General features: G+C 43.9%; 11 protein-coding genes. 6 read left to right on the forward strand and 5 right to left on the reverse strand.

Annotated elements, in window-relative coordinates:
• The first annotated feature begins 144 nt into the window (after positions 1-144).
• Genes ybaK through RM556_RS03625 form a run of 3 tightly spaced genes read left to right on the forward strand, consistent with a single transcriptional unit; the run spans position 145 to position 1,446 of the window.
• Entirely contained in the window at positions 145-663 is a 519-nt protein-coding gene (gene ybaK / locus RM556_RS03615) for a Cys-tRNA(Pro) deacylase (RefSeq protein WP_311373860.1), read from the forward strand.
• A 23-nt stretch (positions 664-686) separates the two neighbouring features.
• Positions 687-1,172 (forward strand): GNAT family N-acetyltransferase, encoded by a 486-nt coding sequence (locus RM556_RS03620; protein WP_311361888.1) that lies wholly within the window; start codon positions 687-689, stop codon positions 1,170-1,172.
• A gap of 25 nt (positions 1,173-1,197) precedes the next feature.
• Positions 1,198-1,446, forward strand: coding sequence for a DUF2164 domain-containing protein (locus tag RM556_RS03625; RefSeq protein ID WP_311361889.1), 249 nt, complete (start codon positions 1,198-1,200; stop codon positions 1,444-1,446).
• A gap of 89 nt (positions 1,447-1,535) precedes the next feature.
• On the opposite strand, the gene RM556_RS03630 is transcribed toward RM556_RS03625, so the two are convergent.
• Both RM556_RS03630 and RM556_RS03635 read right to left on the reverse strand, forming a co-directional pair.
• Positions 1,536-2,477 carry an aldose epimerase family protein gene (locus RM556_RS03630; protein ID WP_311361890.1) on the reverse strand — a complete coding sequence of 314 codons (942 nt, stop codon included), beginning with the start codon at positions 2,475-2,477 and terminating at the stop codon, positions 1,536-1,538.
• Positions 2,478-2,488: 11 nt separating this feature from the next.
• Complete coding sequence (locus RM556_RS03635) at positions 2,489-2,944, reverse strand: Lrp/AsnC family transcriptional regulator (protein ID WP_311361891.1); 456 nt, start codon at positions 2,942-2,944, stop codon at positions 2,489-2,491.
• 159 nt (positions 2,945-3,103) lie between these two features.
• On the opposite strand from RM556_RS03635, the gene RM556_RS03640 reads away from it, so the two are divergent.
• A complete protein-coding gene (locus RM556_RS03640; protein WP_311373861.1) occupies positions 3,104-4,369 on the forward strand; it encodes a methionine gamma-lyase in 1,266 nt (421 codons plus the stop codon).
• A gap of 58 nt (positions 4,370-4,427) precedes the next feature.
• On the opposite strand, the gene RM556_RS03645 is transcribed toward RM556_RS03640, so the two are convergent.
• The 3 genes from RM556_RS03645 to RM556_RS03655 all read right to left on the reverse strand — a co-directional run bounded on the left by RM556_RS03645 (position 4,428) and on the right by RM556_RS03655 (position 7,819).
• Positions 4,428-5,351 (reverse strand): DMT family transporter, encoded by a 924-nt coding sequence (locus RM556_RS03645; protein WP_311373862.1) that lies wholly within the window; start codon positions 5,349-5,351, stop codon positions 4,428-4,430.
• 15 nt (positions 5,352-5,366) lie between these two features.
• Positions 5,367-7,127 (reverse strand): acyl-CoA dehydrogenase family protein, encoded by a 1,761-nt coding sequence (locus RM556_RS03650; protein WP_311373863.1) that lies wholly within the window; start codon positions 7,125-7,127, stop codon positions 5,367-5,369.
• Between the two features lie 68 nt (positions 7,128-7,195).
• Positions 7,196-7,819: a hypothetical protein gene (locus RM556_RS03655; RefSeq protein WP_311373864.1), complete on the reverse strand. Its 624-nt coding sequence runs from the start codon at positions 7,817-7,819 to the stop codon at positions 7,196-7,198.
• A 259-nt stretch (positions 7,820-8,078) separates the two neighbouring features.
• Here RM556_RS03655 and RM556_RS03660 point away from each other — a divergent pair, with 259 nt between their 5' ends.
• A complete protein-coding gene (locus RM556_RS03660; RefSeq protein ID WP_311373865.1) occupies positions 8,079-9,161 on the forward strand; it encodes an efflux RND transporter periplasmic adaptor subunit in 1,083 nt (360 codons plus the stop codon).
• Positions 9,162-9,169: 8 nt separating this feature from the next.
• Positions 9,170-12,292, forward strand: a complete 3,123-nt coding sequence (locus RM556_RS03665) for an efflux RND transporter permease subunit (protein WP_311373866.1) — start codon at positions 9,170-9,172, stop codon at positions 12,290-12,292.
• The last annotated feature ends 186 nt before the right edge of the window (positions 12,293-12,478 follow it).

Consider the following 12,478-nt stretch of genomic DNA (forward strand, 5'->3'; position numbering starts at 1 on the left):
TAATTGGACACACCTGTTTCTGTTCTTTGCTAATGGAGTTGGTTTGTTTAGTTAAGCATGTTTGAAGAATGAAGCTGCACAACCTCGCAAATAGGTGTGTCCATTTAGACCGAAATAGGTGTGTCCGATTTAGGCGATAAGCCAATGATTTTTTGGTATTGTATTGCTCGAAAAATAAATGACATAGAGACAAGTATGACGCCGGCGGTGATATTCCTTCAGCAAAAAGGAGCGCAATTCCAAGTGCTTGAATATTTGCATGATCAAATGACTGAAAGCTATGGCTTGGAAGCTGTTAAGAAGTTAGGTTTGGAGGCGAGTGCTGTTTTTAAAACCTTGGTCGTTGCCTTAGATAGCGGGGAACATGTCGTCGCTCTGGTGCCTTCTCGAAACAAACTAAATATGAAGCAACTTGCCAAATCGGCGATAGCTAAAAAAGCCACAATGGCCGAAGTGAATAAAGTGCAGAATATGACGGGATACATCTTAGGAGGTGTGTCCCCTTTTGGGCAAAAGAAGCGTTTGAAAACCTTCGTTGACAGCAGTGCCATCTCACACGACTTGATTTATGTGAGTGGGGGGAAGCGAGGCTTAGAGCTTCAGATTGTTCCTACATTGTTAAGTGAATACTTGGGTGCTACATTTGTGAGCATCGCAGAATAATAAATAAAATAAGGGGCGCTTTAATGGAAATAAAGATTATTAGGGTAGATTACAGTAATACGAAACAGGCTAGTGATTTACTGATGCTGCTGAATGAATATGCTGAAGATCCGATGGGAGGAGACGCTCCGCTATCTGCATTTTCAAAGGAAAATCTTATCGAGCAGTTAAAAAAACGCCCATTTGTTTTCTCACTTATCTGTTATGTCGATGGCGAACCCGCCGCATTCACTAATTGTGTTGAAGGTTTCTCAACTTTCAAATGTAAGCCGCTTATCAATATCCACGACTTTGCAGTAAGTCGCAGATATCGGGGCTATCAATTAAGTCAAAAGTTATTGGCTGAAATAGAAACTATTGCCCTCGAAATGGGATGTTGCAAGGTTACTCTGGAAGTACTAGAAGGCAATGAGGTTGCGAAACAAGCCTACATAAAGTTTGGTTTCATCGCTTACGAGTTAGATCCTCAGGCTGGAAAAGCCATGTTCTGGGAAAAACCATTACCTTAACGATACTTCAAAACAAGGGATCTCAATGACAATAGAGTTCAATAAACAAGAAAAAGAAATTCTGGTGAGCAAGCTACAAGCTTACATGACTAAAGAGTTAGAATTTGATCTGGGGCAATTCGATGCGGAGTTCCTAATTGACTTCATATCGGAAGAATTAGGCAATTATTATTACAATCGTGGGGTGTATGACGCAAAAGCTAGAGTTGACGATAAAGTCAATGAAATCTCAGAAGCGTTATACGATATCGAAAAACCGACATCTCTCCGATAAATCTCATAACGATTAAAACCATAAAGCGTTAAAAGAAGGCTGGTTAGTGGCTTTAGCGGTGTTTAAAGCATCACTAAATAAATAGCCTTCTAAATAGAAACATACCGATAGCTAACATATCGCTTATATATCTCGCCCGGTCGAAGGATGTCATGTTCTAAGGCTTCTTGATTAATCGCGTCAGGATAACCCTGTGCTTCTAAGCAGACGGCGCTTTGTGGTGTTGGTAAAAAATTACCGGTATATAGCTGCACACCTATGTGGTCAGATTCAAGTTCTAAGCGAAGGCCATTTTTATGAGAAGTCAGACTTGCCATATTGATTGCGCTAGCTCGATAGCAATGATCATAAATACCGAGTGCTAGTTTTTCTGAAAGTAAGGCGCCATCATTAAAATCAAACCGAGTTCCTTCAACGGGGGTAAAATCTCCTTGAGGAATACTTTCATCATCGACTTCTAGGTATGCATCAGCACGCACAGTGAGCTCTAAATTATGCACAGTGTCTTCGCCCATAGTAAAGTAGGCATGGTTGCATAAATTGATTGGGGTCGCTTTTGTTGCTGTGGCGATAAACTCAAACCTCAGCTCGTTAAGCTGGTTGAGCGAATAAATAATATCTACGGCGAGATCGCCAGGAAAGCCTTGATCACCGTCACCCGATAACAAAGAAAACTTAATCAAGTTATGCTGAGCATTAACACCATCAGTATTCCATTGTCGCTTGGCAAAGCCATACTGACCGCCGTGCAAAGTATTTTTTCCTTCATTAACCGACAATTTATATTCACAGCCGTCTAGTATAAACGCAGCCTTAGATATTCGATTGCAAACTCTACCCACACTGGCACCCATATATGCGTCATCCTGTAAGATAGCGTCATCACTTTGATGATTAAGGGTTGTTTCAACTAGTTCACCTGACTTGTTTGGCACCTTTATAGATAAGATACGAGCACCAAAATCACATAGCTCTACTGTCATTCCATTGTCATTGCGTAAGGTATATCGTTTTATTTTGCCTGAATCCACTGACTGAGCCTTTAAATTTTGGGGAATGTACCGGTTTTTTTAACCGTACCATATGCGAAACTAGTGTCTATCGATGCGATACTGCCAATGGGATGAAGCACCTTGCGAACAAATACTTCGTACTCATGCAAATCAGCCACAACAATTTTCAACAAGTAATCAGAAACCCCAGTCATCACATAGCATTCCAAGACATGCTCGGCGAACTCAATGTGTTGCTCGAAGTTCGATACGACATCGGCTGTATGCTTTTCGAGTTGCACTCGCGCGAATACTGTAATTGGCAGGCCATACGCTTGCTCATCAACTTCAACGCCATAACCTTTAATGATGCCTTCGTTTTCTAAATTACGTAAACGACGAAGGCAGGGCGAGGGACTCAAATTTACCTTTGCAGCGAGCTCTTGGTTGCTCATTCTGCCATCTGCTTGCAGTTCGCGAATAATTTCTCGGTCTTTACTGTCCATCTTAGGCTTTCCTGATTGCGTATTTAAATCATTCATTTTGGCATTTTATGCTAATTCACTCAGAAATTAGAGATAAACTAGCATGAAAAAACCTTTGATTGAAGCATATAATTTGCAAAATATTGATTGTGCATTTCAAGTCCGATGGATATGAACGAAATGCACTTATTTGCTGAACAAGAGGTCATCATGAGCACCAATAGAAAGCACTTTTCTACTTTAGCAATACATCATGGCTACAATGCCCAAGATAACGAAGGTGCATTGACACCGCCAGTTCATTTTACATCGACTTTTGCCTTTGAAACGGCTGAAGCCGGAGGAGAGATGTTTGCGGGAGAGAGACAAGGGCATTTTTACTCACGCATTTCCAACCCAACCTTAGACTTGCTTGAAAAAAGAATTGCAGCATTGGAGGGAACGGAAGCCGGACTTGCCTTAGCTTCTGGTATTGGCGCGATTTCCTCGACCATGTGGACCTTGTTGTCGCCAGGAGATGAAATCATTGTCGATAAAACCTTATACGGCTGTACCTTCACTTTCTTAAATCATGGCCTTGCTAAGTTTGGAATAATTGTGACTCATATAGATCTTTCTGATCCGGAGTTATTACGCCAAACTATCTCAAAGAAAACCAAAGTGGTGTACTTCGAAACTCCAGCGAACCCAAATATGCGCTTGGTTGATATCGCTGAAGTGAGCAAAATTGCACACAGCCACGACGCTATGGTGGTTGTTGATAACACCTATGCGACACCCTATCTTAGCCAGCCAATTCAACTGGGAGCAGACATTGTTGTACACTCAGCCACGAAGTACTTAGGCGGGCATGGAGACTTAGTTGCCGGTTTAGTTGCGGGTAAACAAGAAATGGTTGATCAAATCCGCCTTTACGGTATGAAAGACATGACTGGCGCGTGCATGGCACCGTTCAATGCAATGTTGGTCATGCGTGGTTTAAAAACGCTCTCTTTGAGAATGGACCGACATTGTCAGAGTGCGGCGCGCGTTGCTGAAGTGCTAGAATCGCATCCTATGGTAGAAAGTGTTTGTTACCCAGGCTTGAAGAGCTTTCCTCAACATGACTTAGCCAAAAAACAAATGTCTGATTTTGGTGGCATGATCACCTTTGAGGTAAAAGGTGGGATGCAAGCAGGTATTAAAGTCATGAATGCATTGCAGATGATACAGCGAGCCGTTTCTCTGGGAGATGCTGAGACTTTGGTGCAACACCCAGCAAGTATGACTCACTCAACTTATACGCCAGAAGAACGTTTGGCGCATGGTATTAGTGACGGCTTAATCCGTTTATCGGTTGGCCTTGAAGAGCTCGACGACATTATTGAAGACCTTCATCAAGCCCTAAAAGTATTGGATACAGAGAAAGCCAGCGCAAAGACGCTTGCAGAAGCAATGCCGGCGTAAGCGCGGATAAACAAATTTTGTCTCTTCTGTTCAATATTTGAAGAAAATCATGGCCACGTTATGTGGCCTTTTTATTTTCTTGTGATGACAACACAACCATTGCAACACCGCCTAATATTGCACAAGAAGATAGGATTAAACGAAGGCTAAGTTGCTCCTCCAGCCATATAATACCGCCTATGGTAGCTATCACAGGAACGGTGAGTTGTAGTGTGGCGGCAGAGGCCGATTTTAAATTAGGCAATACGGCATACCAAATCGCATAACCAATACCAGAGGTAATTGCGCCTGACGCGATAGCTAGCGCAATACCGTATGTGGACAGCTCTAGCATATTCATCGATAGCAGCATGAGCACTATGCAAAACGGAAGACTTCGGACAAAGTTCTCTGTTGTTGCCAAAGTAGGTAGCTGTACTCTCTTTCCTTTAATTGAATAAACACCCCATGCTATGCCTGCAATCATCATGATTAGGGAGCCAATGATAGGAGGAGCACTGATCCCAGGTAAAAATAGATACACTAAGCCAACTATCGCTAGAATAAAGCCTAACCATTGTAGTGCTGAAAAACGTGTCCCGGTGGATAAGGCCACGCCCAGCATGGTAATTTGCACTGCCGCAAACAGGATGAGAGCGCCTGTACCAGCAGGAAGTGTAATATAAGCGAAGGAAAACCCCGCCGCATAAACAAAGAGAGACAAACCACTTATCCAATCACTGTTCTTAAAACTGATGGAATGAGTGTTACTTGGATTGGAGGACGAAGACCCCTCCACGTTGACTTTATTGTGTTCTCGAGCTGAACTGAGCCGCAAAAAAACAACGATTAAAATCAATGTTACGGCGCCACTCAGCAGTCGAACAGCAGTAAAGCTACTAGGATCTATTGCACCTCTTTCAAGCGCTAATCTGCACAAGACAGAATTGCCCGCAAAAGCGAGCAATGCCAAGCTAGTTTTAATGATCAGTGCAAGGTTCAAACGCTAGTGGCTTACTTAAACGTAATCAAATTCTTGATCGCTCAAGGCCAATAGGTCGTCGGCCGCAGACAAGACAACTGCTTTGTGAACGTCTTTTCTTGGCAAAATACGCTTCATGTAGAACGCACAGGTATTGGCTTTCCCTTTCTGAACAAGTTCGTTGCTAGATTGGGCAGCAGCATCGGCCATGTCCAACCAGAGTACGCCTAGAATACAATACGCGCTGTAATGCAAGTAGTCCGTGGCTGCACCAGCAACATCCTCTGGTTTTGCATTTAAAAGGGCGGTAGAAGTTTGTTCCCACTCTTCAAGCAAGGCTGTTGCATCTGCTTGTTTAGTCGCATCTTTCATGACGGCAACTCGGCTTGATAATAGGTCAAAAGTCGCTTTTAGCATGTCGCCGCCATCACGAGTCAACTTTCGGCCAATTAAATCGGCAGCTTGTATTCCGTTTGTGCCTTCATAAAGCTGAGCAATACGTGTATCACGCACTAACTGCTCCATTCCCCACTCGCGAACATAGCCATGACCGCCATAGACTTGAATGCCAATATTGGTGACTTCAGTACCCATATCGGTCATAAAGCCTTTGCAGATAGGAGTCAGAAACGCGATGACTTTTTTCGCATTGTCATGACGCTCATCTGAGGTGTACTTTTCAACATCCATTTGCTGTGCATAAAGCATCGATAATGCGCGGCAACCTTCAGTGAGTGACTTTTGCACCAACAGCATTTTCTTTACATCAGGTTGATGAATAATTGCATCAGCTTTGCTCTCTGGCTGCTGAATACCTTGTGGTGCACGAGACTGTAAACGCTCTCTAGCATAGGCTAACGCCCCCTGATAAGAGGCTTCTGCAGCGCCTAAACCCTGCAAACCTACTTGGAAGCGCGCATCATTCATCATTGTGAACATGCAAGCTAAGCCTTTGTTCTCTTCACCTACTAACCAGCCAGTGGCATCGTCATAGTTCATCACGCAAGTTGGGCTGGCTTTGATGCCCATTTTTTTCTCAATACTACCAACGTTTAATGTATTTCTTTCGCCAGGTTCACCATTTTCATCTAATAAAAATTTGGGTACCAAAAACAAACTAATACCGCGCACTCCCGCGGGCGCATCAGGTAGACGTGCTAAAACGAGATGGATAATATTGTCAGTCCAATCTTGGTCGCCACCGGTAATGAAAATTTTGTTTCCGGTCACTTTATATGAACCATCGCCTTGTGGGATCGCCTTAGTATTCAATAAGGCCAAGTCAGTTCCAGCGTGCGGTTCGGTTAAATTCATTGTACCGGTCCACTCACCACTTATAAGTTTTGGCAAGTAGGCTGCTTTTAATTCGTCGTTGGCATGTTTATCTACTGCAAGTACTGCGCTCTCTGTGAGCATTGTCGTTAGTCGCCAGCTTAAGTTGGCTGCGTTCAACATTTCGTGAACAGGGACGGCTGCAGAATAAGGCAGATCCTGGCCATCAAAATCAGGATTACCTAACATGGCGTTCCAACCATTTGCGACATACTCATGATACGCCTCAGCGAAACCCTTAGGCGTCGTTACTTGGCCGTCGACGAGTTTGCAACCCTCTTCATCGCCTTCGCGATTTAATGGCGCGACCGCTTCTTCAGCGAACTTTGCACCCTGTGCAATGATCTCATTAACGAGTTCTGCATCCATACCTTCTGCACCAATTTCTTGATAATGCTTATCGATGGCTAACCAATCGTTTAGTAAAAATTGGACGTCAGTAATTGGGGCTGTATATTGCGGCATGGTAACTCCGGTATTTTCTAGTTAAGTCTTCGTCTTTACATCTACGCTGAAAAACCCAAATTGGACGCTTATTCCGGTGAGTTTGTCGGCGGTGATTCTAAAACTTGTGTGGTTGGACCAGATGTTGATTCTACAAAACCTATCGACACATAGCCATCTCTATACATAATTAAATTATCTGGGTGGCGCCAAACGTCATTGCGAGTATCAAAGGGATCGATAAATACAATTTGCTCCGCTTTCGGTGATGCCCAATCTGGCGGGTCAATAGGGCCATCATAGGCATTAAAACCGCTGTGTAAACGACACGAAAACAAATGAATACCGTTTTGAGTAATGCCAAGTAATTTATCGACTTCCACATTAAAGCCAGTTTGCTGCCACATTGCGCGATGAGCCGTGCATTGTGCAGCTTCTTGTGAAAGAGAACCCGAATAAGGCAGGTCATATTGCCCATTAGCGCTATGCGCTAACACCATGAGTGTGTTTTGTACTCGAATAAGACAAGCGGCTGGACCTTGATAATTTGCTTGAAAGTCTTGTGCTATACGGCACGTAGGTGACGGAGGAGGGGCTTCACTACAAGCTCCTAACAGTAGGGTGGCAATAAGGCCGATAAGTTTAAATCCAGTTTTCACAATACGCAGTATTAGTAGGCAATAAGCAGAAACACTAATGTGCGAATGGATCATAATCAAGCTTTAAACGTATTCTTTTGCTGTATTGACTCAATCGAGATCATGTCTCGACAAAACTTAATAGGTAAAAGTTAGCTAAAATTGCCGATCATACTACTATTAGTACATAGCAATTGGGCTTACAATAGCGCCCAATTTTGACGTTCAATGAACGATGAAAGGCGTAATAAGTTTTTGCAATAGTGTTTGCTTAGTTTTATTCGTCAATGAAAATAATTTTGTAAGTGCAATAAAAAAATCACTAGGAAATGTAATGACCAAATTTGTAAAGATATCTCCGTTATTGCTTGGCGCAATTGCGTTGATTGGTTTTGTAGTTTATTTGAATTTTCCTGCGTCGGAAGACCAAGGTCAGCAAAGGAGAGGTGGGGCAACAGCGGTTGTCGTAGCGGCGGCAGAAACACAGGCGTTTCCTATTATTGTAGAGGCTCTCGGCACCGCGGTTGCCAATGAGTCTGTTAATTTGACTGCCCAACAAGCTGAGATTGTTAAATCTGTGATGTTTGAAGACGGCGATATTGTTCGAAAAGGCCAATTACTCGTTCAGCTTAGTGATCGTGAAGAGCGAGCGAGAGTGAACGAGCTAGCGATTAATATTGCTGAGGCCAACCGTCAACTCACTCGAATCAAGGGCTTAGCTAAACAAAGTGCAGCTTCAGAGCAGTTGCTAGATGAGCAGAAAGCACGTGTCGATGCTTTAAATGCTCAAAAAGATGTTGCCGATGCACAGTTAGCCGAGTTAGAGGTGCGCTCACCATTTTCTGGTCGCCTAGGTATCCGTCAGGTCAGTATAGGTACTTTGGTTCGTCCGGGTGATGTGATTTCAACGTTGGATGATCTTAGCTTGGTAAAAGTCGACTTCAGTATATCTGAACTTCATTTGGCGAGTGTCGCAAACGGTCAAAACATAGAAGCAAAATCAATTGCCTACCCAGGTGAATCGTTTAGTGGAAAAGTAACCAGTATTGATTCTCGTATCGATCCCGTCACTCGCTCTATTCAAGTGCGTGCACAAATTCCGAACCCTGACTTAAAACTCCGTCCAGGTATGTTGCTACAAATAAACGTCGAAAAGCGCGTTGTCGATGCCTTGGTGATCCCAGAAGAGGCGCTTATTCCAGAAGGTGAGTCTCAGTTCGTCTATATCATTGATGACGAATCAAAAGCGCGTAAAACGAAAGTGATTGTGGGGCAAAGAAAGCCAGGTTGGGTGCAGGTGTTAGATGGGCTAGAGGCCGGTCAAAACGTGATCACCGAAGGTACCTTAAAGGTGAGAGATGGTGGTGAAGTAAACATTGTCCCTGCTGAGATTAGTTCAGCTAGTAATCAGTCTTAGGAGGCAACATGTTACTATCTGATATTTCAGTAAAAAGGCCTGTATTCGCCTCGGTCGTAAACTTAATTTTGTTAGTCTTCGGGATTGTGGCTATCTCGTTTTTGTCCTTGCGAGAATACCCAGATATCGATCCGCCAATTGTGTCGATCAATACAAGCTACCCGGGTGCTTCAGCAGAAATTATTGAAACACGCATCACCCAACTGATCGAAGATCGGATAAGTGGTATTGAAGGCATTAAAAACATTACCTCATCTAGTCGCAATGGTCGTTCGAGTATCACGATTGAATTTAATTTAAGTCGAGACATTGATGCTGCGTCTAACGACGTACGTGAAAGAGTATCCCGAGTACTGAATAACCTTCCTGATCAGGCATTGCCTCCGGAAGTTTCAAAATCGAATAGCGATGAAGACGTGATTGTTTGGTACAACCTGCGTAGTACCAACCTCAACACCATGGAGCTAACAGACTACGCTGACCGCTTCATTGTTGACCGACTATCTACCGCGCAAGGTGTCGCTCGCGTGCAAATTGGTGGCGGTCGCACTTACGCGATGAAAGTGTGGTTAGATCGCAACGCAATGGCTGCTCGTGGTATTACCGTGAGTGATATTGAACAAGTTATTCGTTCTGAAAATGTCGAACTGCCCGCGGGACGTGTAGAATCAAACGAGCGTGATTTTGATGTGCGGGTTGCGCGCTCCTTCTTAACGCCTGCAGATTTTTCGAATCTGACAGTCGCCGCAGGTGCCGACGGCTTCTTAGTGCGTCTGTCCGAAGTGGCTAGAGTTGAATTGGCAGCAGAAGATGACGAAACCGAGTTTCGTGGTGATGGCGTGAACATGATCGGTTTAGGTATTGTAAAGCAATCTAAAGCCAACACACTTGACGTTGCGCGCTCAGCGAAAGCTGCCGTGAAGCGTATTGAAGAGACTTTGCCAAGCAATATTTACTTCGTAGAAAGTTACGATTCCTCCGTGTTTATTGAGGAATCAATTAATGAGGTTTACAACACCCTTGGCATCGCTATGTTTATGGTTATTGTGGTCATCTACCTATTTTTAGGTAATGTGCGAGCAACCATCATTCCCGCTGTGACAGTCCCCGTATCACTGGTTGCGGCCTTTATTGTCATGTATATGCTTGGCTTCTCTATCAACCTATTGACACTGTTAGCCTTGGTCTTGGCCATTGGTCTGGTGGTAGACGACGCCATTGTTGTCTTAGAAAATATTTATCGTCGAATCGAATTAGGTGAACCCCCAATATTGGCCGCCTATCGTGGCGCCAGAGAGGTGGGTTTTGCGGTCATTGCGACCACCTTGGTATTGATATCTGTGTTCTTACCTCTGGTCTTCCTAGAGGGAAATATTGGTCGGTTGTTCACTGAATTTGCAATTGCCATTGCAGCTGCAGTTGCCTTCTCTAGCTTCACCGCATTAACACTTTCTCCCATGCTTTCTTCAAAATTATTGAAAAAACGTGAGCGTAGTTCTGGTTTTGGTCGCTGGATTGACGTGAGTTTCAAGAAGTTGGAATTGCGATATTACAACAGTCTAGGAACAACTATTAAGCAGCCCTTGGTCATGTTTATCGTAGTCATAGTGAGTATCGTCGCACTTGTTCAACTACAGAGTAAAATTCCTGAGGAATTTGTACCGAGAGAAGATCGAGGCAACTTCTTCATTCTGATGCAAGCGCAAGAAGGAGCGAGCTATGAGAGCAACGCAAGAAACTTAGCGAAGATTGAAGAGATTTTGCTGCCTTATAAAGAATCGGGTGAGGCAAAACGAATTTTAGTTCGTACACCTGGCTTCGGTGGCACCGCGGGTATTGCTATTGTTGGTGCAGCTGATTGGGACACGCGTAAACGCACTACTTTTGAGTTGATGAACGAAATTAGTGGCAAGCTATCTCAAATTCCCGATGTGCGGGCTTTTGCGATAATGCGCTCTGCTATCGGTGGTCGTGGTTTAGGCCGACCAGTTGAGTTTGTTCTGCAAGGTAACACCTACGAGGAACTGATCAATTGGCGTGATATCGTATTGGAAAAGGCTGCTGAGAATCCAAAGCTTCTGCGTTTGGATTCTGACTATAAAGAAACGTCGCCACAGCTACTGGTCAATATAGACAGAGATCGTGCCGCTGATTTAGGAGTGTCGATTTCTGAGGTAGGGCGGACGCTGGAGACAATGTTGGGACAACGCCGAGTATCTACTTATTTGGACCGCGGCCAAGAATACGATGTGGTACTGGAGGGTAACGAAGCAGACTATCGTAGCCCAAGTAGTATCGATAACATCTATGTGCGTTCTCAAAGAACAGGTGAGCTAATACCCATGGATAATCTATTGGATATTAGCGAGCGGGCAACGTCGAACACCTTGAATCGTTACAATAGAATGCGTGCCATCACAATCAGTGCCAACTTAGCCGACGACTATACTGTCGGTGAAGCCTTAAGTTTCTTAGAGAACATTGTAGCCACTGAGTTACCTGAGGGTGTATCAATTGATTACAAAGGCCAGTCTCAGTTATACCAAGAGTCAGGCTCTTCATTTATCTTTATTTTTGCGCTCGCATTAGCAGTCACCTATCTAGTGTTAGCTGCACAATTTGAAAGCTGGATCCACCCACTCGTAATTATGTTGACGGTACCTCTAGCACTTGTTGGTGCCTTCGTTGGTCTGTATTTGTCAGGAATGTCTTTGAATATATACAGCCAAATAGGACTGGTGATGCTCATAGGCTTAGCCGCTAAGAACGGTATTCTTATTGTGGAGTTTGCAAACCAACTGAGAGATACGGGTGTTGAGTTTGAAGAGGCGCTTAAAAGAGCCTCTATGCTAAGATTACGTCCTATCGTGATGACTGGCTTTACAACTGTATTCAGTGCACTGCCTTTAGTATTAGCCTCAGGTCCAGGAGCAGAATCTCGTGCTGTAATAGGTATGGTTATCTTTGCTGGTGTCATGTTCTCTGCCTTCATGACCTTGTTCATAGTGCCTACCGCTTACGCACTTCTAGCAAGAGGAACGGGTTCACCAGAGAAGCGCTCTAAGAAGCTAGATGAACTTGAGAAAGAGCTTCCCTACAAAAAAGGCAATGCCGATAACGAAATAAGCTAAATCGGACACACCTATTTAGGTTCTAATTGCCAAACCTTTTAGACCCTGTAGGTGCACCGTTATTCTTCATACTCCACGACATAGCTGACAATTAGCTTAAGACTTGAAATGGGTGTGTCCCATAATCTAAAAATATCGAGACAAAAAAAAGCCCCGCAGATGCGGGGCTTTTTGTGTAGACCTGTT

The organism is Alteromonas sp. W364 (assembly GCF_031846205.1).
Taxonomy (GTDB): Bacteria; Pseudomonadota; Gammaproteobacteria; order Enterobacterales; family Alteromonadaceae; genus Glaciecola; species Glaciecola blandensis.